Source organism: Gallaecimonas pentaromativorans, from assembly GCF_003751625.1.
GTDB classification, from domain to species: domain Bacteria; phylum Pseudomonadota; class Gammaproteobacteria; order Enterobacterales; family Gallaecimonadaceae; genus Gallaecimonas; species Gallaecimonas pentaromativorans.
Genome location: NZ_RJUL01000006.1, coordinates 145,955 through 168,620, shown reverse-complemented (window position 1 = coordinate 168,620; position 22,666 = coordinate 145,955). Strand labels below are relative to the sequence as shown.

Here is a 22,666-nt window from a genome sequence, read left to right as displayed (position 1 = left end):
ACTACGCCGGCCCGGTGATTGGGGCGTTAGAGGCAATTAGGAAAGCAGGATGCCATCAATAAGTTTTTTAAAATTTGAATCGAATATGCTTACTGATGTGGAAAGGATTATTGCCAGTCATGGGCAGCTAAACCACAGCGGAAAAGGCCGAAGAGGCCTTGGTCATATTACGCGAAGTGGAGTATTGATGCTTTGCGCTGCTTGGGAGCTATACATAGAAGAAGTTATGCTTGAAGGAGTGGATTACTTTTCTAGAAAACTCGACTCTCCTAAAGAACTACCTAAAACTGTACAAAAAGAACTTTCGTCACATGTCAAAGAATCGAAACACGAATTGAAACCACTTGAGCTTGCGGGAGAGGGTTGGAGATCTCTATATAAAAACCATGCTGAAGAAGTATTGAGGGGGTTGAATACCCCTAAATCCGGTAATCTCAATCCTCTTTTTAAACGTTTTTTGGGCCTTGAAGAGTTATCTAAAAGCTGGTCATTGGGAAAGGATGTAATCAATGATTTTGTTTCCACACGTGGTGATATAGCGCACCAAGGAAGCCAAGCTCAATACATTACAATCAATAACCTAAAAAGTTATAAATCACAAATTGAAGCTACAGCACTCGATGTTGACAATATGCTAACTGAATACTTGTGCATCAATACTCCGGGGACTGAAAGACCTTGGCGCCGGAGATTATAGCCTCTAACAAATCAATTAACTTCGCGCCTACGGCGCCGGACGCAGCAAAGCTGCGACGGTTATTGAGGCGTTAACCAGCGATCAGTGCTAGCGAAATACGATGGACATGGCACCCTCACTTGAACGACTTAAATTGCGCTACCCTAAATTATTTGAACCAAAGGCATCAGCGATGGATAGGAAACTATTAATATTTGGAAATGGTCTCGGCATGGCTTTAGATCATACCCATTTTTCCTTAGATCGCGCCCTAGCTGAAATTTGGAATCGTCCAAACTTTTTAACAGACGTTCAGCGTCAGCTGGTCGAACGATGTTTGGGCCGTCAAGGCGCCCCAGTAGGTGAACATGAATTAGATACTCTTCACCAAGCGATTACCTACTGTAAAGCTCTTTCACATATTGGAGAGGGAGATGTTCATTGGTTAACTCAAGATGGGCTAAGCTTTCCAGAAGTCACTGCAACTTACCTTCATAAAGTTGCGACCGAATTGCATAACTACGAGAATGAATTGCCTAAAGGATTCGAAGATGGCCTTGTTGACTTTATCAAGACCACGCGATCCCATGTTGCAACTTTAAACTACGACAAGCTTCTATATAACTCATTTATAGATAATGATGTATTTAACGGCTATAGGGGTTATTTGGTTGACGGGATGTTAGGCCAAGGTTTTTCTTCAGACGCCCTCGAACGAAAATATGGCAATAAATTTGGTTATTATCTGCACCTGCATGGGTCTCCATTATTTGTCAATTACTATGAAGATGTAGTAAAGCTCTCTCGCCATCAATTGACAGTTGATAGGGATGAGCCAAGCGAACATATTGTTTTAACTCATATTAAAAGAAAGCCCTCAGTTATAGCAGCATCAAACGTTCTCTCAACATACTGGGATTATTTGCAGTTCGCTCTATTTGAGTCAAAGGAAATCATTCTGTTTGGTTACTCAGGGCTTGATACACACCTGAATGTTTTGTTGCGCCCCTATCTGACATCAAAGTCATTGAGAGTAGTCGAGTGGAGTGGGGCTGGCGAACAAGGCACACGTGAAAGATTCTGGCAAAATACACTTGGGCAGGCAGTGTCAGTGACAAGGTTGGATAACATTACAGAGTTTGCAGATTGGTAGAAATGGTTAACAAGGCCAGGCACGGCGACGGCTTTTTCGTTCCGGCTTCGCCTTCACTACAAAGTCGCGCGTGCTGGCGGCGTTATGTTTCAGGGAGAGTTTCGTGCTAAAGAAGCTATTTGGGAAAAAGGAAGAGCTGAAAGAGAATGAAGTTAGAGTAGTTCTCCCCGAAGAGGAATATGGCGTTCTGGAATGGAAAGAAGAAGGGCTGCCCTGCGTGGCAGTATTGAATTCGGCCCTGAAGGACTTTGAGCCTAAAAAGATTTTTAGCTGGCACTTGTCAGTGATTATCGATTTCGATGATCTGATTGAAAATGGAATGCCCTCCCAAGAAGAACGAGATATCGTTGATCCTTTCTGCGATAAATTAGATGAAGAAATAAAAGCAGGTGGCAATGCTTTGTTTCTAATCCGTGAAACGTGGAATAAAACACGCCGTCTCGTTTGGCGGGTTTATGATCCAGATATTGCTCACGAACACCTTCAGTACATCGTAGACCACCATAGGCATCCTCGGCCCTTTGATTGGCACATGGAGCAAGACATGGAATGGGAGCAAGCAAAGTGGTACTTCGAGCAAATAAAAACATAACAAGCGCATGTTGTTCACCCCTACAGGGCTAGGACCTCCGTTCCGCTGCGCTTCACTACGGCCCCAAATGCGGGCGTTAGGTTCACATATGAATATCGAAGATGCTCTAAAGTACAACACAGAACAGGTCCAACCCTATATTGCACCGTTGATGATTTATCCCAAAAAAGATGATCTTGGGGCTGATGAATCGTTATGCGGGGGAACCTGTTTTTTTGTGAGGTCTGAATATGGATTATTTCTCATAACTGCCGAGCATGTTTATAGGGAAGTTGAAACCTGCGGAGATGAAAGAATCCCCCTAATTCTGGCGCCGAATGGTGCGCAGCCAGTAGATATTTCTGATTGGAAATTGTTATCCAGTTGCTCTTTTTTGGATATTGCTGTCGTTAAAATACCAGAAGGTTTTGAATTGGAATCTATTGGGAAAGATGCTTTCACGTACAGATCGTCACCTGATACAAGAGTGGCCGTACAAGAAACGGTGTTTTTTGTTGGCTTTCCCGGTGAGCATCGTCATACAGATAGGAAAACCTTTATAGCTCGAATGCTACCATGTATGGATTTTGTGACTACGGTCAATGATCGAGCATTTTTCATGTCAGACGAAACTCTTGAAAGAACGAGCACTTCTTTCGAGCCTGGCATAGAAAAAATAGAAAGTTTTGGCGGGCTTTCTGGCTCTCCAATGCTTGTTGTACGAGATGGGATTTTTGAATTGGTTGGAGTATTCATTGAAGGTGGATTTCAAGAAGAGGGAATACATTCACCATTTCGCGGCGCTCATTTTGATTTTATAAACTCTGACGGCACTCTTGATGAAATTCGAATTCCTTATCCGAGAACCTAACAATGCCAAGCACGCGACAAGCGCGTGTTGGCGGCGTTAGAGGTTGTCATGTCAGACGCCACGAGAAGCATCAAAGATGCGCTAGCCGATGCGCTCAATAGATCCGAAGAAAAAGGTGATCTAGTCATCGCCACAAGTGTGATCAATAACATTACCGAGCCAATGGCAGAGGCGGTCAAAGCCTTATATGCAGGAATCTTCACAACTCAAGAGCTGGCAGCCCTTAGTAATCTAGTATTGAATCGCCCCGGCTTCTTTAGACACTTTTGAGCCGTTCGAAATATTGCTTTTCACACTCTACTGGCGATAGTCCATTGTTGAAACTATGCCGACGCTTGGGGTTGTAAAACATTTCAATGTAATTGAATACATCCTGTCGGGCCTCCTCGCGATCCGTATAGGTTTTACGTCGGATCCGCTCGCGTTTTAGGAGCTGGAAGAAACTCTCTGCCACTGCGTTGTCATGACAATTGCCGCGTCTGCTCATGCTGCCCTTGAGCCGGTGCTCCCGCAAAAAATCCTGCCAGTCATAGCTGCTAAACTGGCTACCTTGGTCGGAATGAACCAGCACTTCCTGCTCGGGCCGCCGTCGCCACACCGCCATCAGTAACGCGCTGATGGCCAGCTCTCGATCGATCCGGGGCCCCATTGACCATCCAATGACTTGTCGTGAGAACAAATCCAATACCGCAGCCAGATAGAGCCAGCCTTCATGGGTTCGGATATAGGTGATGTCCGTTACCCAAACCTTATTTGGCTCAGTCACATCGAACTGGCGTTCAAGATGATTCGGTGCAACCACTGTTGGCCGGCCACCATAATGACCGGGACGGCGACGATAACCGGTTTGTGAACGTAAACCTTCATGACGCATTAATCGCGCTACCCGGTGTTTACCACAGGTCTCGCCCATCTCGCGCAGGTCATCCCGGATCTTGCGATAACCATAGACGCCCCCGCTTTCTAGCCAACATTGTTTGATCTGTCCCAGGAGGCGTTGGTCTTCCAAAGCTCGGGCAGATAAAAATAAAGGACATCCATCTTCTGAGTAACCCAAGGTCCAGTTCTCGCATTGCATCGACAGTGCAGTATTAATCAGCCTTAAAAGGTGTTTTTTACACGCTGATACCGCGTTTTATCGTTAAAAACGCAAATTAGAGGCGAGCGAGATTGTCAGCGGGGGCCGAAGGTCTGTGAGCGCGGGGCTGTGCAAAATAAAGGACATATATGGACGCCCCGTATTTTGCAACTGTCGATGAGAAGCGGTTTGCGGACATATATCCGGCGTCGTTATAGCGCCAAGGATTGGCACTGCGCCTTGATGTGTTCCGAATTCCGCCGCCTTTACACCCATTCGGCCTTTTAGGCTCTGGTCCTTTATCAGGCTCTGGCGAAACCGGTTAACCGTTTATCATCAGGTGTTGCAAACTCAACGGGTGAGGGTCTTGCAATCGTCTTGTCTGTGCCGTCTTCCTTTATGCTGCCAGGTTGCTTTTACCGGCAATAAAAGGGGTTTCATCACGCAGCACCTTCCAACCTATTCGGGCCAGTTTGTTGGCCAGGGCGACCACCGCCTTGTGTTTGCCGCGGCGCTCGATTAAACCGCGTAGCCAGTGGCCCAGGGCATCATGGCGACGCTGAGCAAATCGTAAAATAGCGCGGGCCCCGTGAATAAGCAGCGTGCGCAGTTCGCGGCCACCATTTTTAGTGATACCCATCAGCACAGACTTACCGCCGGAACTGTGTTGGCGTGGCACCCAGGGCGGGATCATACTTTGTAAAAAGTCTGGAACTAAGCGCAGCGTCTATGATCTGATCCCCCATCATTCCTCCACTCTCGCCGCTTATGACCCTACTTGACCATCTTGACCTCATTGACGACCCGCGCTCCTCCATCAACCGTCAGCATGAACTCGCTGACATTCTGTTCTTGGTGCTCGCGGCCCTGAGCTGTGGCATGGAAGGCTGGGCCGACATCGAGGAATTTGGCCATCACAAGCTGGACTGGCTACGGCAATACCGGCGTTTTGAACACGGTATTCCTACCCGTCATTCCATTGCCCGTATTGTCAAAGCGGTGCATATCGAGACCGTGATGCTGGCGCTGTTTAGCTGGGTCAATCAGGTGCGCGAGCAAACCGAGCGCCCACTGCTTGCCATTGACGGTAAGACCCTGCGCAGTGCCCGCCGTACCGACGCTCTGCACATGGTGACCGCTTATGACACCGAACAAGGCCTGGTCCTGTTTGGACAAGCCAGCCTGGGTAAGGGGCATGAACTGGCCACCGCCCGAACCGTGCTGGAGATGCTTAACCTCAAAGACAGCATCGTCACCTTGGATGCGTTGCATTGTCAGACCGAGACCCTCAAAACCATCCGCGCGCGTAAAGGCGACTATGTGGTGCAGGTCAAAGGCAATCAGCCGACCTTACAGCAAGCCATCACCGATGCCTTTGCACCGCACTGGGCCAATGATGGCGCCGGTGTTGCCACCCACCACACCGAAGCGCGGCAACATGGGCGGCAGGAACGGCGCCAAGTGTTCCAGATACCGGTGCCGAAAGAGCCCCTGTTCAAAACACAGTGGCCATCGGTGAAGTCACTCATCGCAGTGGAGCGGGAACGCAAGGTCAAGACCAGAACCACGACGGATACCCACTACTACCTGAGCTCTCTGGACATCGAGCCGGAATTAGCGTTGAAAGCGGTGCGACAACACTGGGGCATAGAAAATGGCCAGCATTGGGTGCTGGATGTGGTGTTTAAAGAAGATGCGAGCGGTATAGGGGATTGGGAAAGTGCGCAGTGCTTTGCGGTATTACGGCGTATCGTGCTGAACTTGGTGCAACAGCACCCCGCAACCATCAGTAAACGGCGCAAACGCCTGCGTGCCTTAATGGATGACCGTTTCCGCGCCGAGCTCTTCTTTGGTTAATGGATTTAACAAAGTATGCTCGCGCCCTGCCCGGTACAGTGAGCAGGGCCTGGTAGGCCGGTAAGGCCTTACAGAGCTCACGGAGTTGCTGTTCAAGTGCTGCTATCTTGCCATCAAGAGCCAGTAATTCACTCAGGCAGCTGCGCAGTAACGAGCGAAGCACAGGGGACAATGTGCGGTGGCACAGGCTTCCATAGCGATGAGGGTATCAGGCGGTAGCTGCCTGATAAGATCTAACAGCAAAGCGCGTTTGACCGGGCGGTTGTATAGGACTTTTGCTTTATCAAGCACGCAAAGTTGAAAGGTTGTTTTGGCTAAATCGATACCTGCGATCCTAGTATTCATGATGGACGCTCCTTCAGATGAGTGGCTTACATCCTCATTGTGGCGCTTTGACGCCGAACGGAGGGGCGTCCATCACATCACCCATCTTCTGAGTGACCCAAGTCCAGTTCTCGTATTGCATCGACAGTTGCAAAATACGGGGCGTCCATATATGTCCTTTTTACTTTTTTCTTTTATGTTTTTACTCTTTTTACTCTCCTCAGGATGGAAACGTGTTCACACGCAAGGAGTTCGTGAAATGAAGATTTCTCTGGTGATGGCGGTTTTGACGGTCATGAGTGTTTGTCCTGCATTCGCAGACAATCTAACGGAGACCGAGAAGAGCGGAGTGTGCAAAGCCGTACTAGGTAAGCTTAACGCAAATGATCCGACTGATTACACCCTGACAAGCCATTCTGGGGACACGTTTTCCTTCAGAAGCAGCCACGGTTACGCGTACTCGTGTGAAGTGTTCGGGCTCACAATTAAGCTATCTAGTCCTGGCTGGCAACGGATACAGCCCACTGGCAACGTCGTGCCAGACGGCTCATGCATCAAGTTTACTGTGTATGATCCCGGCTTTATGGTTACCCATGAGGGGCGCTTCTGCGGGTGAAACCTAACGAAAGAAATAAAGGACATCCATCTTCTGAGTACTCAGCAGTACAGCCTGAAGCTCAAGAAAAAAGCCGTGCTGTAGAGCCATGAACCGCACCTAAGCCCTCGGAAGTGCCCGAGGCGCTGGACATTCATCTAACACCTAGCGACGGCGCGGTTTTCCGGCGTTCGTTTTATTACTGCTTTGCCCAAGGGCTTTGGCGCGCAGAGTTTTCTTGGAGGCTTTCCCCTTGGGGTTGCTGACTTCTTCTTGGGCCAGCAGGTCGGGCTCAAAACCTTCTATCCATTGCAGGTTAAAGTGCTCGCCGGTGAGTTTTTCCACGTCTTTGAGGAGGTATTTCTCTTTGTTTGAGACCAGAGAAACTGCCAAGCCGGCCTGACCTGCGCGGCCGGTTCGGCCGATACGGTGAATATAGTCTTCGGCATTGTAAGGCAGCTCATAATTGACAACGCATTGCAGCTGCGCGATGTCCAAGCCGCGCGCGGCGACATCGGTGGCAACCAGGGCGCGCACTTTACCGTTTTTAAACTCTTCCAAACCGCGATCGCGGGCGCCTTGGGATTTATCGCCGTGCACCGCTGCCGCGCTGATACCGTCTTTTACGAGCTCTCTGGCCAGCTCATCCACCGCTTGCTTGGTGCGAGTGAAAATAAGCACCTGTTGCCAATTTTTTGAGCCGATAAGGTAGGCCACCAACGCCGCTTTGCGTTTGTTGTCGACTTCATAAAAGCGCTGTTCGATTTTTGCCGCCGTGGCATTACGCTCGGCCACTTCAATGAGTTTGGGCTGCCTTAAAATCGTTTTACTTAAGGCGAACACTTCATCGTTAAAGGTGGCGGAGAAGAACAAGGTTTGGCGCGTCTCGGGCAGGCGCTTTAGGATGCGGTTGATGTCGGTGATAAAACCCATGTCCAGCATGCGGTCGGCTTCATCGAGCACCAGGGTCTCTACCCTGCTTAAGTCGATAAGCCCCTTGATGGCGAGTTCCAGTAACCGGCCCGGTGTTGCCACCAGTATGTCACAGCCTTTGTTTAACGCATCGAGCTGCGGGTTGATACTGGCCCCACCATAAGCCACCACTGAGCGGATGCCGAGACCCTGGCTGTATTTCTCAAAGCTTTGGTGTACCTGCTGCGCCAGCTCACGCGTTGGGGTCAGCACCAACACGCGGATGGCTTTTTCAGACGTTTCCCGAGCCAGGTGGCGCTGGAGCAACGGCAAGGCAAAAGCGGCCGTTTTACCGGTGCCGGTCTGCGCCCCCGCCATCACATCAGAACCCGCCAGCACCTGGGGGATCGCCGCTTGTTGAATAGGCGTTGGTGTTTGATAACCCAGGGTATCGAGAACAGCCAATAAATCCGGGTGAAGGCCAAGGGTAGAAAAACGCATAAAAAAGCACCGCTTTAAATATAGTGAGGCGGCGCCATTATAGCACGGGGCTTTAAGCGCCAGGTAGGCGACGCTCAAGAGTGCTTATGGCCTGAGTGAAAATGGCGGCATCGTTATTTTGGCTTTTAATCAATCCGAATAGATCTCGATTTTTTAAATAGAGGACATCACTTTTAATGCCCGTGTCTTAACAGAAAACAGAGAGCTGGGGAATCAATCATGAGTGAAGAGCGGACATTACGCACGTCAAGAACACTGCCTTTCTCGCCTGAACAGGTTTACGGTGCTTTTGCTAAAGCCGATTTGTTGGCCAAGTGGTGGGGACCGGAAGGTTTTTCCAATACTTTTGAGGTATTCGACTTTACCGTCGGCGGGCGCTGGCGTTTTGTCATGCACGGTCCGGACGGAGTCGATTATCAGAACCACAGTGTCTTTGAAGAACTGGTGCCCGGCACCAAGATAGTGATCCACCATGACTGCCCACCGAATTTTATTCTCACCATCCACCTGGCTGCTGAAGGTGAAGCAACCCTATTAACCTGGGAGCAAGTCTTTGATGACGCAAAAACGGCGCAGGCCATCAAGCAAATGGCGGGAGCTGCCAACGAGCAAAATATCGACAAGCTAACGCGGGTTCTAAGTGAAAATAATAAAGGCTAGATGCTGGGTTGGCCTTAAATTCGGCACCCCTGGTGCCAATGGCTTTGTGTCTTTGTTGATATACTGGAATTTATCATGGCGCTGATTTATCTGCTGCTGGCTCTTATTTCCTTTTTGCCGTGCTTTGTCATTACCTTTGCACTCTCTGTGCTCCTGCGGCCACGATATACCATTAAACCTTTAAGGTTAACATTGCTATCGGGGCTATTGGCCTTGGTGAGCGGTTTTGTTTTTAACGTGGAGCTTGATGGGGGCCTTCTTTCTTTTCCGGTTGCGGTTAGTCTGCTGTCTGGTATTTGGGCGATGCTTTTGTTGGGTGGGGCGGGTTTATATCAGGCATTCTCACGCCGCAAGGTGATTTTGCCAGGGCGTTGATGGGGTAGGGGAGCCCAGTACAGAGCTGCCGAGCCTACACTGCTATGGAGGCCGATGACGAAGAGGGCAGGTGAGTATGGAGCTTTTATTGTGGCGGCATGCCGAAGCTTTGGACGGCATTGACGACCTTGAGCGGCCGCTATCACCCAAAGGGCTGCAGCAGGCAAGCAAGATGGCTGCCTGGCTGGGCCGCCATGGCCCGGGCGGGCTTCGGCTCTTGGTGAGCCCGGCGGCGCGTACCCTGGAAACCGCCAAGGTTTTTCGCCAGAAGATGGAGGTATCGAAGTTGCTAGCTCCCGGCTGCCAGGTGCAAGAGCTCGTGACCCTCTGCCACTGGCCTTTGGGCCCTGCGCCGGTGTTGCTGGTGGGGCATCAGCCCAGTTTGGGGTTACTGGCGTCGTTGTTGCTTACCGGCCAGCCAATGCCTTGGGCCATTAAAAAGGGGGCGCTGTGGTGGCTGAGTAGCCGCACACGCGCCGGCGAGCAGCAATGCGTTATAAGTACCGTGCTGGCGCCCGAGCTGTTATGAAAACGGCCGTGGTTGCGGTGATAGTGCGGGCGGGTAAGGTACTGGTGGTACAGCGGGCCGCCGGTATCCCGGCTGCCGGTTATTGGACGCCCCCATCGGGCAAGCTCAATGCTAAAGAGACCGAGCCTCAGGCGCTTGTCCGGGAGATGCAAGAAGAGCTGGCCTTGGCGGTGCGGCCGCTGCGCTGCGTCTGGCAATGTCCGGCCGAGGGCGCGGCCTATCGGTTGCATTGGTGGCTGGCTGCACCTATGTCTTCTACCTTGGACCCAGCCCCTGCCGAGATAGCGGCGGTGCGCTGGGTTAGGCCGGCGCAGTTTGCCAGGTTGCAACCAACCTTTACCGCAGGCCGCCATTTCTTTGAAACCATTTTGCCAGGGCTGCCCGAGTGGCGTGGCCACCGGGCACCCCTGGGCTCGACTTTAGAACAATAGGGGGCCGGCCTATGCGCTGGGGCGGCAACGTAACCCGTACCGGCGCATGTTCTCTTGCCCGAGTCACGATCTGCACATCAACGCAACCCACGTCTTTAAGGAGCAACGCGTATGAAACGGGTAACCGGTATTGGCGGCCTCTTTTTTACCTCCCCCGACCCGCAGCGCCTTGGCGCCTGGTATCGCGAGCATCTGGATCTTGATGTAGCCGACTGGGGCGGGGCGGTGTTTCAATGGGGCGGCGAGGGCAGTGCGCCGGGGATGACCATTTGGAGCGTGTTCGCCCAAGGCGGCCAGAAAATGGCCCCCAGCCGCGCACCTTTTATGGTCAACTTCCGGGTGGCCGATTTGGACGCCTTGCTTGAAGCGCTGCGCGCCGAAGGCTGCGAGGTACTGGCCGACACCGAAGTGTCCGAGTTTGGTAAATTCGGCTGGGTGATGGACCCAGACGGCAACAAGGTCGAGCTTTGGGAGCCGCCACCGGGGCAATGAGGCCGCAACGCCGGGTTATCCGCCGCGGGGGCGCTAGCGCTCGAATTTAAGGATATAGCCTTTAAAATCCGGGGCTATGTCCACAGGCAGAGGCCGGTAGGTATTGCGGTAGCCAAACTGGCTCATGGCGGTAATGAGTTTGCTTTTTCGGCCGCGGCCTGGGTCGACCAGTATCACTTCCGAAGTCGGTTTTGCGTGGGTGTTGATGAAGTTGGCCAGCAGCGCAATGTGCTGGTCTTCATAAAGCAGATCGCTGCCGATGATCAGGTCAAATAAGCCCAAAGCGTCGTTTTCATCGGCCCAGCCGGTGCGTTCAAAGGCGATGTCGGCGCCGTCATTTAGCACCGTGTTGCGGGCCAGAAACCGGCCCACCTCGGGGTGGTAGTCGGTGGCGGTGATGTCGGCAGAACGGGCGTTTAGCAGCAGGCTTGGCAAGCCAATGCCACACCCCACTTCGAGGATGCGCTTTGAGCCGGTGTCGTAGCCGTCGATAAACCGTGCCAGCGCCAAACTGGAGGGCCAAACAATGCCGAAGATGGGCCAACTGGCAGAAGAGATCCCCAGTTTTTCGGCGAGCCCTGCCGGGTCGTCAAACTGTTGCCTGTCGCGCAGGGTGCAAAGATGGATATCGGCACTGGCAAATTCCAGCGTTTGATAGCGGTATCGTAAGGGTGTCATGGCAGGATCCTGGACAGCGTGGCGCTCGGCCAGCTATCGAGGATAAATGACAAAACGAGGAGTGGCTGAAGGATAGGTGTTTGTCGATAAAGCGCAAGTTATTTAATCGAAAATCTCTTAGCTACACCAATAGCCCATGGCGGCCTTGCCGTTGCTGACTTTTGCTCACAGGGCGCGAGCAAAAGGCCGGGTTGACCTGGGTCAGGATGCCAGTGGCGCCATTGTGTTGTGATGCGCTGTCAGGACGTCTTAATACATTGAGTATCGCTATGAAAATAATCCTCTTTTTTGCGCTTTTGGCGCTGTTCACCTTGTTGTTGCTGTACGTCTCGCGGGACCGGCAGCGGCCAGCGGCCAACGATGAAGCGTCTGTTGCTGTTAAACGGGGCGCGCTTAAAGCGCCACCTCAACATGCCGCCGAGGCGGCTGCCTTGATAATGGCGCTGGCCAAAACGCAGGACAGTTGGCCGCAGGTTTTGGCTCAGTCCCGGCTCTTTTTATGGTCAAGTGACGAACCCGAAAAGGCCTGGAACGAGCAGGCGCGGCGCGAAGGCTTGCCGCCTGTGGCATTAGAAGGTAGCGGCGATAACCTGTTTTTGGTTTTTGGCGACCATCGTCAGCCCCTTCGCGTTACCGGCGACCGGGACGACTTACTGCGCGGTTATCTCGATCTTAACCTGGCGGTGCAGCCGGATTATGAGGTGCGCTATCTCATCGACAGTACGCACAGCAGTAACCGCGCCTTCCTGGCTCTGGCTCACCAGGACTGGCAGCGCCTGGAGCAGCAGTTTGGCGCCGCCGCCGTGGCTTACCGTTTTTACCCTCTGGGAGCAAATTTCGAGACCTTTATCAGCGCCGTGGAAGCGGCCTACGACGGCCGTTATTCCCATTAATTGTGCGCCTTACCATACAGTCTGTTAACATTTGCAACCGCCGTTACTTTCTCTAACAAAATAACGAGGTTACGGCGTTGCTGAGGGGGCTTGCCAGGGTACTATCTGGCCTGGGGCTGGCCAAATGGAGCGCTTGGCCCCGCCTCCTCATGGATGACACAAGGACACAAAAAATGGCAACTCCATTCAAAACCCCCTCTGCACTTAGTCTTGCAAAACTCATCACCCTGCTCATCATCTTGGCGGTAGTGGTTATTGCCTATGGCAGTTGGTTTACCGTCGACCAGGGCGAGCGCGGCGTGCATCTGCGTAACGGCCGCATCGTTGGCACTGCGGCCCCCGGCATGGGCTTCAAAGTGCCGTTGATGGACAAAATAGTGAAGATCTCCACCCAAACCCACACCGTTAGCTACGAGCGTTTGCAGGCCTACAGCCGTGACCAGCAACCTGCCACCATCCGCGCCTCGGTGACCTTTCGGGTGCCGGAGGACAAAGTGGCCGAGGTGTATGCCAACTTCAAAAGCCTCGATTTGATGGTCAATCGCTTAGTTGACCGCGCCGTGCCCACCCAGGTGGAAAACATCTTTGGCCAGTACACCGCTATTTCTGCGGTGCAGGAGCGGGTGAAATTCGTGTTGGATGTTACCAATGCCATCAAAGAAGCGGTGCAAGGCCCTATTGAGATAAGCTCGGTGCAGATTGAAAACATCGACTTTTCTTCAGCTTACGAAAAATCAGTGGAAGATCGGATGCGCGCCGAAGTGGAAGTGCAGACCCAAAAGCAAAACCTGGAAAAAGAGCGAGTCAGTGCGCAAATCGCGGTGACCAAAGCGCAAGCCGAGGCCGACTCGCAGCTGGCCCGCGCCAAGGCTGAAGCGGAAGGTATTCGCATCAAAGGTGAAGCGGAAGCCGACGCCATCAAAAGCCGCGCAGAAGCGCTAGCGCAAAACAAAGACCTGATTGAGCTGACTAAAGCCGAGAAGTGGAATGGCGAACTGCCCAGCACCATGCTGCCCAACAGCACCTTGCCGTTTTTTGATACCAAAAAGTAACCTATTGTGCCGGGGCCAAAGCCCCGGCATGAGCGATTACCCAAGGCACAAATGGCTGCATCACTTCACAAGCCCATGGCCTTAGTGGCTTGGACGGTTAAAAGGGTCTAGCCACAGCTCAGGGTTTTGCAGTGGTGTTTCGGCTGACAAAAACGGGTTTTCGAGATAGAAAACGTGGCGCTCTTGTAAGTTGAGCTGCGCCAGCTTAGCGCCGTTGAAACGGTTGAAAAGTGGATCGAACAGCACGGGATCGTTAAAAACCTTCATCAACCCTACCTGCACTCTGTCGGCCAGTTTCTGCCCAGCATCTGTTCGGGCAAAGTAGAAATAAAAGGGCCACGGATAGTAAATAAGAATGGATTTTTCAATGGCCAGATCCGGCATCTGTTGGCGTCGCTGGGCCAATTCGTCCTGTACCTCAACGATGCTTCGCGAAAAAAAGTCAAAGCGGCCGCTCAGTAACATTTGAAAAAGGCCGTTGTAGTTGGAACCTTGCACTACCTCAAAACCGTTGTCTTGCCACACTCTTACATCACGCCAGTCGCGGCCTTGGCCCACAGTTAGCTTGCGTAGCTGCTCTAGATTGTTGATCCGCGAAAATTCAGCTTGCCGCTCCTTGCGGATCAACAACACCCGATAACCGATCAGGCCTTTGTCTAAAGGGATCCGCACCGGCAAGAATCGCTTTTCGTTTTCAATATCTGCCGGCGATATCATCACCGATAGCAAGGGACCGCCCAGCGCTTGAAACTGGCGGCTCTCGCTCATCACCAAAGGCGCAGGTTCCAGTTGGTAGTCACCGTATTGCGCCGAGGTTTGCTCCAAGGCCAGCTTTAGCAGTGCCCAGTGGTAGTCATAACGGTGGTCTTGTGCAGATTCGGGGATATGGTAGCGGTAAAGCATCGGATTGGCGTTAAGCGCAGCACTCATTAATAAGGCAGAAAAAAGGGCGATAACCTTCATCACGTCAACCTTTGCAAATGGTGTTTGCTCATTATAGGAAGGTCTTTTGATTCACCTGCGAAACGCACGGGTTAATGCTATCCAACAGGCTGTATTGCTTGGGAAAAATAAGCGAAGGTAGGCCAAGGTTTTTGGCGAAAAGGGATGATGGATGACAAAACAAAGCCTGCTGTGGCTGGCCCTGGTGCTAAGCCCGCTGTGCAGGGGGGAGCTGTTGGCGGTAGACGACAGCTACACCCCCTCTGAGCGCTTTGCTCGCTATAGCCAAACCCACTCCGAGCTTCGCCTGCCGGTACTGGCCTTTGCCGCTGGCCAAGAGGTGCTCTTTGAGCGCCGCTATCGAGAGCTGGGTAAGCGCGAGCTGCACCTGGATGTGTTTAAAGCGGTCTCTAAGGCCGCCTCGAACCCCGGTATCGTGCTAATTCACGGCGGCGGCTGGCGCTCTGGCAATAAATCCCATTTTTACCCCCTGGCAAACCTGCTGGCGCAAAAGGGCTATGTGGTTATCCTTCCCGAATACCGGCTGTCTGCCGAAGCGCCATATCCAGCAGGCCTTGAAGACATCAACCAGGCCATCGCCTGGGCCAAGGCCCATGCCAAAGAGCTGGGGCTGGATGTGGGCCGCCTGGCTATCGGCGGCGGGTCTTCTGGCGGGCAGATGGCAAGCCTGCTGGCTTACACTGCGCCTACCGCGCTTTATAAAGGCGCGGCGGGCGGGGATTATTCCCTGGCGGCCCTTATCGATATGGACGGGGTGCTGGATTTTACCGACCCTTTGGCCCTCGCCAATGAAAACAAAAAAGGCGCCGCCTCTGCCGCCGCGTTATGGCTGGGGGGGGATTACCAGCACGCGCCTGAGCGCTGGCGCGAGGCTTCGCCGGCCAGCCATGTTTCGGCTAAGGCGCCGCCGACCTTGGTGATAAGCTCGGGCCAGCCGCGATTTAGCGCCGGTTACCAAGGGGTGTTTGCCGCCCTTGCCAAAGCGGGCATCAAACACCGCTTTTACGCTTTTGACACCATCCACACCTTCTGGCTTTTCGAGCCCTATCTTTCTCAAACCGCCACCCAGATTGACCTTTTTATGCAGCAAGTGGTCGGACATTCCCCAGGTTGATTCAGGGTCTTCTGGTAAAGTGTCGCTTAGACATCTTGCTTGATATAAAAAGAAGGAATGCCCTTTGGCGACCCCCGCGCTATTGCACCGCTATACCGATCTGGCGGCCCTGCTGGATATCCTCACCCACAAACGCTTGGTGCTGCTGGACCCTGGCCACTGGAGCGATAAAAACGACGTGCATTTCATGGCGAGCTACAAGCAAAAGCGCCAGTTGCAGTCGTTGTTGGCGCTGTGTTTTACCAGCAAATTCGAGACCTACCACCATTGGAGCGTGTTTGCCCCAGGCAGCTCGGGAGTCTGCATTCGGTTTCGCCGCCCCTGGCTGCAAGAGGCTTTTGATGCCATTGGCCTTCGCTATGGCGATGTGCAATACCGCGAACTTCATGACGACCAGGCGCTGACCCTCCAAGACGTGCCGTTTTTAAAGCGCTTTCCCTACCGGGACGAAAAGGAGTTTCGGGTGATCTTCGAATCCCAGGTGCCGCTGGCGGTCAAAGCCGTGCCCTTCGAGCTTGGCGCCATTGAGCGCATTGTGCTGAGCCCCTGGTTGCCAGAGGCGCTGGTGGACACGGTGAAAAAGACCCTCCACAGCATTGAAGGCTGCCAAAAGCTAAAAGTGGTGCGCACCACGTTGCTGTCCAACGAGAGCTGGCGCAAAAAGGTCGACGCCCTGGTGTAACGGCGCCAAAACCGGGCACCTTGCCCACCTAAACAGGGGCCGCTTTTTTGGTAAGCTTGGGCGCATCTTTCCAATAATAACGAGCAGCCCATGGCCGACGCCCTTGTTGCCTTTCGCGAAGCCCTGGGCCGGTGCAGCTTTGCACTGGCCCGCAACCAAAAAGTCTCTCTCAAAAACACCTTGCAGCGGCTGGCAGACGCCGTCTTGCCAGACGAGCAAGCCGATGTGTACGGCGCCGGCCCCCTCATCAACGACTTCGAGCAGCAGCTGGCCCAGATGCTGGGTAAAGAAGCGGCGCTCTTTTTGCCAAGCGGCACCATGGCCCAGTGCCTGGCCATGAAGATTTATTGCCAGGATGCGCTCAACCATCGCATCGGCCTGCACCCAACCAGCCACCTTTTGCTGCACGAGCAACAGGCCTATCAGGCGCTTTATGGCCTGGAGGCCGCGCCCATAGGGCCAAGGGATGCGGTGCCCAGCCTTGGCGATATGCAAGCGGCCCACCAGGCATCGCCCCTAGCCGCTTTGCTGCTGGAGCTACCCATGCGCGAAATTGGCGGCCAGCTGCCGCCCTGGGACGCGCTGGTGGCCCAATGCCAGTGGGCCACAGAACAAGGCATTCGGCTGCACCTTGACGGCGCCCGGCTGTGGCAATGCCCGGCGGCCTACGGGCGCTCCCTTAGTGAGATTGCCGGCTTGTTCGACTCGGTTTATGTGAGCTTTTACAAAGACTTGGGCGGTATTGCCGGGGCTGTGCTGGCGGGTGACAGGCGCTTTATTAACGAGGCTCGTATCTGGCTGCGCCGCGCTGGCGGCAATCTTTATAGCCTGGCGCCTTATGTGGTAGCGGCAAGAGAAGGCCTTGGCGAGCATCTGGGGCAGATGCCCAAGCGCCTGGCACACGCCCGCTGGCTGGCCGAGCAATTTAACGCCCTGGAGGGCTTTTCTACCTGGCCGTTGGTGCCCCACACCAATATGTTTCGGATGCGCATTGACTGCGAGCCGCACCTTTTTATGGAAAAGGCCTGCCACTGGATGGCCGAGCATGACATGGCGCTGGTAACGGCGCCGTACCGAGTGGATGAGCACGCCCTTTGGTGTGAAATCACCCTGGGCTCGGCCTTTGAGGCCTTACCCCAAGCGCGCTGGCAAGAAGCACTTGAAGATTTTCACCGCCAGGTCATGGAATGAAAAAGGCGCCTTGCGGCGCCTTTTTCATTCTTGGTCTTTAACAAAGGTTTTGTCGGTTTCCCCTTTGAAAAAGTCGCGGCCATACACCAGCAGGCACAATACCACCCCCACCGCAAAGGCCCAGGCGGCGCCGCGAGTGGCAAGCACTGCGCCTACCACCCCGGCGATACCCAAATCGCGCTGGGAGCGTGCCTCCATCACCCCAACCTTCACCGACACATACCCCTGAATAAGTAAGGTCAGTGCCAGGGCCACCCCGAGAATGGGTTGCACCAGGGTGACGATGGGCATCAGCAGCAGGCCGGTATTGGTGCCCCAGCGAAAGGAGCCAGCGCCGCCAAAAAGGGAGTCCATGGCTTTTTTGCCCTGGGTAAAACGCTCGACGATCACCACGTGCATGGCGGCCCACAGCGGGCCGCACATGGTCACGTCTGGCCCGAGAATGGACATGGCGGCGTTGCGGCCACCGAAGATCAGGTGAGCGCGGTCGGGGTTGTATTCCACTTTTTCGTCCGGCCGGGCTTGGTCGGCCTCTTCCAAAATGGCGCGGCTTTGCAGTATGTCGCCAAAGAGCACGATATAGGCGGCCAGCACCGTGGGGATGGCACTTAAGAACATGGATAGCGGCGGCAGGCCCAGGCCAAACACGGTGTACTCGCGCCACAAGGTGGCAAAGTCGGGGCTGGAAATGCCCCATTTGATGTCAGGCCAGGGGGCTTCACCGGCGAGGGGCGCCACGATGATGGCCAGCGCCACGATGGGGAAGATGCCCAGTTTACCCACCAGGCCAAAGAGCCGGCTTTGGGCTTTGAGGCGGGCAAAGTGGCGGGAGAAGATCACGTAAAAGGCGATGCCCACTGCCACCGAAATGGTGACCGGGTAGCTGTCAAAGCGGCCGCCGGTCTTAAACACGGCGATAACCGCCGCAATACCGGCGCCAACGATAACCCCCGACTTAATGGCCTGGGGAATAAGCTGCACCACCTTGTGGGCAAGGCCGGTGGCACCGATAAACATGGAAAAGAGCCCCAGCATCAGCTGGAAGGACACCAAGGCATGCACCCGCTCGGGGCCCTCGGGGAAGCTGGCGCAATAGGCCATCAGCAGCGGAATGGCCGGGGTGATCCAGCCCGGCACCACCGGATCGCCCAAAAGGTGGTGCAGCAGGTAGAAAAGGCCATTGAGCATGGCCACCGCCAGGGCGACCTCAAAGGGCATCCCCAGCAGATCGGTCATCAGGGGAATGGCTGCCAAGTCCACGGCGCACATCAACAGGCCTTGAAAATAATCAGGCCATTCAAAGCGATAGTGAACAAAAGGGAGCCGTACTTTAAAGGGGCCCAGGGCCCAATAGGGCGTTTCCTGCCCGTCGATGCGCTGCTTTCTCATGGGATTGTTGACTCTTTTTATTGTCGGTAGGGTGGCCGGGCGAACCCGGCCGGCAGTTAAAAGGCTTGTTGGTAAAGGGCCAGGGCGTCGGCCTCGGTCACCTCAACCGGGTTGTTGATCAGCAGCCTGCTCTGGGCCATGGCGTCTTTGGCGAGCATCGGCAGGCTCTCTTGGCTGACCTTGACGTCGCGAAGGCGCCGGGGCGCGCCGGAGGCGTCCATCAGCGCTTCCATGTAGGCCACAAAGGCTTGGGCGCGCGCCGCTGTATCTCCTTGTTGCTGGCCCATCACCACCTCGGCCAGTTCGGCATAAAGGGGCGCTGCCTTGGGCAGGTTAAAGCGCAGCACCGGCCCCAGCATCAGGGCGTTGGTGAGGCCATGGGAGAGGTGATAGTGGCCGCCCAGCGGGTAGGCGAGGGCGTGTACCGCCGCTACCGGGCTGTTGGCAAAGGCCTGGCCGGCAAGGGTTGCCCCCAGCAGCATGGCCTCGCGGGCTTGGCGGTTGCCACCGTCGGTGCAGGCGGTTACCAGGTTTTGGGTGAGGAGCTTTAAGGCCTCGCGGGCAAAGGCGTCTGACAGCGGGTTTTTCTTGTGGGCCGAGGTGTAGGCCTCGATGGCGTGCACCATGGCGTCAATGCCGGTGGCGGCGGTGGCCATGGCTGGCAGACCGGTGGTGAGCTCGGCGTCCAGCAATACCCGGTCGGCATAGAGCTGGTCTGCCACCACCCCCATTTTGGTGGTCTCGCCGGTGGTGAGGATGGTGATGTTGGTGACTTCCGAGCCGGTGCCGGCGGTGGTGGGCACTTGCAGCAGGGGCACCCGCTGGCCCTGCACCTTGCCGATGCCGTACATCGCCGCCAGCGGCTGCTCGGCCACCAGCATCACCGCCACCAGCTTGGCGATGTCCATAGATGAACCGCCGCCAAGGCCTATTACCAGATCGCACCGGGCATTGTGGCCGGTGGCGGTGGCGCTTTGCACCAGGGCCTCGGGCGGGTCGGCCACCACGTCGTCAAACACCGTGACCTCAAAGCCGTGGGCGGCAAGGGAGGCCTTGGCCGGGTCTAAAAGCCCTGCTTGGTGCAGGAATTTGTCGGTGACAATCAGTACGCGGCGCTGGCTGAACCAGCCGGCCATCAGCTCGCCAAGGCGCCGGGCGCTGCCCCATTCGAGGTGCAGGGCGCCGGGGCTGGTGAAGCTAAAAGGGCGGATACCTTGAGTCATAAAAAATGCTCCTTTATGCAGGCGGGTCATGCCCGCCTGGCGGCCTTACAGGGCGCTACAGATATATTTGAGTTCCAGATATTCATCGATGCCGTGGCGCGAGCCTTCGCGGCCGAGGCCCGATTGTTTGACGCCGCCAAAGGGCGCCACCTCGTTGGAGATGAGGCCGGTGTTGTGGCCCACCATGCCGTATTCGAGCTGCTCGGCCACCCGCACCGAGCGGCCAAAGTCGCGGGTGTAAAAGTAAGCGGCGAGGCCAAAGATGGTGTCGTTGGCCATGGCAACGGCTTCTTGTTCGGTGTCGAACACAAAAAGCGGCGCCAGGGGGCCGAAGGTTTCTTCTTTGGCAACCTTCATCTGGGCGGTTACCCCGGTCAGTACCGCGGGCTCAAAGTACAGCCCGCCCAGGCGCTTGCCGCCTTGAACCAGGGTGGCGCCTTTGGCCAGGGCGTCGCGAATATGCTCTTCGATTTTGTCCAGCGCCTTGGCTTCTATCATCGGGCCGATGTCGGTGCCCGCCTCCAGGCCGCTACCCACCTTAAGGGCTTTGACCTTCTCGGCCAGCTTGGCGGCAAAGGCGTCGTACACGCTGCGCTGCACCAGGATGCGGTTGGCGCAGACGCAAGTTTGCCCGGCGTTACGGAATTTGGACTGCATGGCCCCTTCAACGGCCTTATCGAGATCTGCATCGTCAAAAACGATAAAAGGCGCGTTGCCGCCCAGTTCCAGCGACAGCTTCTTGATGGTGGGGGCGCTTTGGGCCATCAGCAGCCGGCCCACTTGGGTTGAACCGGTAAAAGAGAGCTTTCGCACCGTTTCTGAGTCGGTGAGCACCTGGCCAATTTCCTTGGCCGGGCCGGTGACGATTTGCAGCACCCCGGCCGGCAGCCCGGCGCGCTGGGCCAGCTCACCTAGGGCCAGCGCTGAGAGCGGCGTGAGGTCGGCCGGGCGCACTATCATGGCGCAGCCGGCGGCCAGGGCGGGGGCGGCCTTGCGGGTGATCATCGCGGCCGGGAAATTCCAGGGAGTAATGGCCGCGGTAACCCCAATGGGCTGGCGCAGCACCGTCAGGCGCTGATCGGTGCGAGGCGCCGGAATGGTCTCGCCGTAGATGCGCTTGGCCTCTTCGGCAAACCACTCGATAAAAGACGCAGCGTAGCCAATCTCGCCCTTGGCCTCGGCCAGCGGCTTGCCTTGCTCGAGGGTCATGATCAGGGCCAGGTCGTCCTGGTGCTCGAGCATCAGCTCGAACCAGCGGCGCAAAATGGCGCTGCGCGACTTGGCGCTTTGGGCCGCCCAGGCTTTTTGGGCCTTGGCGGCAGCGTCGATAACGGCCGGTATGGCGCTTGGCGCCAGGTTTGGCACCTTGGCCACTTCGCTGCCGTCGGCAGGGTTGATAACAGAGAGGGTTTGGCCATCGGCCGCCGCCACCCATTGGCCATTGATAAGGCATAAACTCTTGAGCAGAGTCGGGTCCTTTAATGAATACAACTTGGCCTCCCGGTGTTGATCTGATGCTTGACGTAGAACGTGTTGTTCAATATATTGAACGCCGTTCTAAATATTGAATTTAGCCTAGAGGAGATCTGGGCAATATGTCAACAAGAGGGGTATATGACCAAAGTCGTAGACATGGCTGACGCCCAGCCAAAACGGCTGGTGCCGGCCATCGACAGGGCGGTAATGGTGCTCGACCTTATCGCTGCCGAGCCGGGCGTAGCCGGGGTGTCGGAGCTGGCCCGCCGCTTGGGCCTTGCCAAAAGTTCGGTGCACGGCATTTGCGACACCCTTTGCGCCCTGGGCTTGCTGCGAGTTGCCGGTAGCGGCTTTGAGATGGGGCCAAGGTCGCTGCATTGGAGCGCGTCTTTTCTGGACCGCTCCGACTTGGTCAGCGAATTTGAGCGCATTCTGTCAGAAGATAGGCGCCTGGATGATTACACCGTCACCCTCTCTACCTTGTCTGGCGCCGAGGTGATGTACCTTGCCTGCCGCAACGCCGCCAAACCCCTGGGCTTTACCTTTCAGTTAGGGATGCGCCTGCCGGCCATTTACACCGCCACCGGCAAGGCGATGTTGTCGCAGATGGAGAGCGAGCAGCGCCAGGCTCTCCTTGCCGGCCCCTGGCCGGCGGCCTTTACCGCCAACAGCGTGGCAAGCCTTGAGGCCTTGGAGGGCCAGTTTAGCGAATGGCGTCAGTTGGGTTACGCCCTTGACCGCGGCGAAATCCGTGACGGCATGGTTTGCCTGGGGGCCGCGGTTAAAGACCGCAGCGGCAAACCGGTAGCCGGTATCGCCATCTCCATGACCAGCGCCGAGGCCAGCGCGGCGGCGCTCAAGGACTGTGGCGTCATTGTGGGCGAGCTGGCGGCAAAGTTGATGGTTCGCTAAGGCTTTTCTTTAAGATCAATGCGTTATTAACCGCACTGCGGTAAGGTGAGGGCACCTGGATTGACGGA

23 protein-coding genes and 2 pseudogenes are annotated in these 22,666 nt (G+C 55.2%); 17 read left to right on the top strand and 8 right to left on the bottom strand.

What is annotated here, in order from left to right:
- The first annotated feature begins 49 nt into the window (after nucleotides 1–49).
- The 5 genes from EDC28_RS12265 to EDC28_RS12245 all read left to right on the top strand — a co-directional run bounded on the left by EDC28_RS12265 (nucleotide 50) and on the right by EDC28_RS12245 (nucleotide 3,541).
- Entirely contained in the window at nucleotides 50–697 is a 648-nt protein-coding gene (locus EDC28_RS12265; protein WP_123421803.1) for a HEPN domain-containing protein, read from the top strand.
- Nucleotides 698–803: 106 nt separating this feature from the next.
- Nucleotides 804–1,829: a hypothetical protein gene (locus EDC28_RS12260; RefSeq protein WP_336391533.1), complete on the top strand. Its 1,026-nt coding sequence runs from the start codon at nucleotides 804–806 to the stop codon at nucleotides 1,827–1,829.
- A 103-nt stretch (nucleotides 1,830–1,932) separates the two neighbouring features.
- Nucleotides 1,933–2,421: a DUF695 domain-containing protein gene (locus tag EDC28_RS12255; protein WP_123421801.1), complete on the top strand. Its 489-nt coding sequence runs from the start codon at nucleotides 1,933–1,935 to the stop codon at nucleotides 2,419–2,421.
- An 88-nt stretch (nucleotides 2,422–2,509) separates the two neighbouring features.
- A complete protein-coding gene (locus EDC28_RS12250; RefSeq protein ID WP_170164106.1) occupies nucleotides 2,510–3,271 on the top strand; it encodes a S1 family peptidase in 762 nt (253 codons plus the stop codon).
- Between the two features lie 48 nt (nucleotides 3,272–3,319).
- Nucleotides 3,320–3,541, top strand: a complete 222-nt coding sequence (locus EDC28_RS12245; RefSeq protein WP_123421799.1) for a hypothetical protein — start codon at nucleotides 3,320–3,322, stop codon at nucleotides 3,539–3,541.
- Here EDC28_RS12245 and EDC28_RS12240 read toward each other — a convergent pair.
- Nucleotides 3,528–4,292, bottom strand: a pseudogene (locus EDC28_RS12240) (IS3-like element ISAeca4 family transposase); the annotation flags it as partial. The gene EDC28_RS12245 and the pseudogene EDC28_RS12240 sit on opposite strands and share 14 nt — an antisense overlap.
- Before the next feature lie 454 nt (nucleotides 4,293–4,746).
- Nucleotides 4,747–5,028 (bottom strand): annotated as a pseudogene (locus EDC28_RS12235) (transposase); the annotation flags it as partial.
- A gap of 89 nt (nucleotides 5,029–5,117) precedes the next feature.
- Here EDC28_RS12235 and EDC28_RS12230 point away from each other — a divergent pair.
- A complete protein-coding gene (locus tag EDC28_RS12230) occupies nucleotides 5,118–6,206 on the top strand; it encodes an ISAs1 family transposase (protein ID WP_123421798.1) in 1,089 nt (362 codons plus the stop codon).
- 1,084 nt (nucleotides 6,207–7,290) lie between these two features.
- On the opposite strand, the gene EDC28_RS12215 is transcribed toward EDC28_RS12230, so the two are convergent.
- Nucleotides 7,291–8,538, bottom strand: a complete 1,248-nt coding sequence (locus EDC28_RS12215; RefSeq protein WP_123421795.1) for a DEAD/DEAH box helicase — start codon at nucleotides 8,536–8,538, stop codon at nucleotides 7,291–7,293.
- A 219-nt stretch (nucleotides 8,539–8,757) separates the two neighbouring features.
- Between EDC28_RS12215 and EDC28_RS12210 the strand changes: the two genes are divergently transcribed.
- The 5 genes from EDC28_RS12210 (at nucleotide 8,758) to EDC28_RS12190 (ending at nucleotide 11,025) form a co-directional block, all read left to right on the top strand.
- Nucleotides 8,758–9,198 carry an SRPBCC family protein gene (locus tag EDC28_RS12210; protein ID WP_050660812.1) on the top strand — a complete coding sequence of 147 codons (441 nt, stop codon included), beginning with the start codon at nucleotides 8,758–8,760 and terminating at the stop codon, nucleotides 9,196–9,198.
- Between the two features lie 75 nt (nucleotides 9,199–9,273).
- Nucleotides 9,274–9,573, top strand: coding sequence for a hypothetical protein (locus tag EDC28_RS12205; protein WP_123421794.1), 300 nt, complete (start codon nucleotides 9,274–9,276; stop codon nucleotides 9,571–9,573).
- A 76-nt stretch (nucleotides 9,574–9,649) separates the two neighbouring features.
- Entirely contained in the window at nucleotides 9,650–10,102 is a 453-nt protein-coding gene (locus tag EDC28_RS12200; protein WP_123421793.1) for a SixA phosphatase family protein, read from the top strand.
- Nucleotides 10,099–10,533, top strand: coding sequence for an NUDIX domain-containing protein (locus tag EDC28_RS12195; RefSeq protein WP_170164116.1), 435 nt, complete (start codon nucleotides 10,099–10,101; stop codon nucleotides 10,531–10,533). Before EDC28_RS12200 ends, EDC28_RS12195 begins: the two co-directional genes overlap by 4 nt.
- Nucleotides 10,534–10,644: 111 nt before the next feature.
- Nucleotides 10,645–11,025, top strand: coding sequence for a VOC family protein (locus EDC28_RS12190; RefSeq protein WP_050660816.1), 381 nt, complete (start codon nucleotides 10,645–10,647; stop codon nucleotides 11,023–11,025).
- A gap of 33 nt (nucleotides 11,026–11,058) precedes the next feature.
- Here the strand turns inward: EDC28_RS12190 and EDC28_RS12185 are convergent, their stop codons facing one another.
- Nucleotides 11,059–11,703, bottom strand: a complete 645-nt coding sequence (locus EDC28_RS12185) for a class I SAM-dependent methyltransferase (RefSeq protein ID WP_050660817.1) — start codon at nucleotides 11,701–11,703, stop codon at nucleotides 11,059–11,061.
- 269 nt (nucleotides 11,704–11,972) lie between these two features.
- Between EDC28_RS12185 and EDC28_RS12180 the strand changes: the two genes are divergently transcribed.
- Together EDC28_RS12180 and EDC28_RS12175 are read left to right on the top strand one after the other, a co-directional pair.
- On the top strand, nucleotides 11,973–12,596 hold the full coding sequence (locus tag EDC28_RS12180; protein ID WP_123421791.1) for a hypothetical protein: 624 nt from the start codon (nucleotides 11,973–11,975) through the stop codon (nucleotides 12,594–12,596).
- Nucleotides 12,597–12,769: 173 nt separating this feature from the next.
- Nucleotides 12,770–13,648 carry a prohibitin family protein gene (locus EDC28_RS12175; RefSeq protein ID WP_050660819.1) on the top strand — a complete coding sequence of 293 codons (879 nt, stop codon included), beginning with the start codon at nucleotides 12,770–12,772 and terminating at the stop codon, nucleotides 13,646–13,648.
- Between the two features lie 81 nt (nucleotides 13,649–13,729).
- Here EDC28_RS12175 and EDC28_RS12170 read toward each other — a convergent pair whose 3' ends face one another.
- The gene (locus tag EDC28_RS12170) at nucleotides 13,730–14,611 is read right to left on the bottom strand and encodes an amino acid ABC transporter substrate-binding protein (protein ID WP_123421790.1); all 882 of its coding nucleotides are present in this window, start codon (nucleotides 14,609–14,611) and stop codon (nucleotides 13,730–13,732) included.
- Between the two features lie 151 nt (nucleotides 14,612–14,762).
- Here EDC28_RS12170 and EDC28_RS12165 point away from each other — a divergent pair, with 151 nt between their 5' ends.
- From EDC28_RS12165 to EDC28_RS12155, 3 genes are all read left to right on the top strand, one after another.
- Complete coding sequence (locus tag EDC28_RS12165) at nucleotides 14,763–15,725, top strand: alpha/beta hydrolase (protein ID WP_123421789.1); 963 nt, start codon at nucleotides 14,763–14,765, stop codon at nucleotides 15,723–15,725.
- 64 nt (nucleotides 15,726–15,789) lie between these two features.
- Entirely contained in the window at nucleotides 15,790–16,407 is a 618-nt protein-coding gene (locus EDC28_RS12160) for a hypothetical protein (protein WP_050660822.1), read from the top strand.
- A gap of 90 nt (nucleotides 16,408–16,497) precedes the next feature.
- Nucleotides 16,498–17,598 carry a threonine aldolase family protein gene (locus tag EDC28_RS12155; RefSeq protein ID WP_123421788.1) on the top strand — a complete coding sequence of 367 codons (1,101 nt, stop codon included), beginning with the start codon at nucleotides 16,498–16,500 and terminating at the stop codon, nucleotides 17,596–17,598.
- Between the two features lie 24 nt (nucleotides 17,599–17,622).
- Here the strand turns inward: EDC28_RS12155 and EDC28_RS12150 are convergent, their stop codons facing one another.
- Genes EDC28_RS12150 through EDC28_RS12140 form a run of 3 tightly spaced genes read right to left on the bottom strand, consistent with a single transcriptional unit; the run spans nucleotide 17,623 to nucleotide 21,701 of the window.
- On the bottom strand, nucleotides 17,623–18,987 hold the full coding sequence (locus EDC28_RS12150) for a hypothetical protein (RefSeq protein WP_123421787.1): 1,365 nt from the start codon (nucleotides 18,985–18,987) through the stop codon (nucleotides 17,623–17,625).
- A gap of 56 nt (nucleotides 18,988–19,043) precedes the next feature.
- A complete protein-coding gene (locus tag EDC28_RS12145) occupies nucleotides 19,044–20,210 on the bottom strand; it encodes an iron-containing alcohol dehydrogenase (protein WP_123421786.1) in 1,167 nt (388 codons plus the stop codon).
- A gap of 45 nt (nucleotides 20,211–20,255) precedes the next feature.
- The gene (locus EDC28_RS12140) at nucleotides 20,256–21,701 is read right to left on the bottom strand and encodes an NAD-dependent succinate-semialdehyde dehydrogenase (protein WP_123421785.1); all 1,446 of its coding nucleotides are present in this window, start codon (nucleotides 21,699–21,701) and stop codon (nucleotides 20,256–20,258) included.
- Between the two features lie 123 nt (nucleotides 21,702–21,824).
- Here EDC28_RS12140 and EDC28_RS12135 point away from each other — a divergent pair, with 123 nt between their 5' ends.
- Entirely contained in the window at nucleotides 21,825–22,598 is a 774-nt protein-coding gene (locus EDC28_RS12135) for an IclR family transcriptional regulator (protein WP_123421784.1), read from the top strand.
- Nucleotides 22,599–22,666 lie beyond the last annotated feature (68 nt).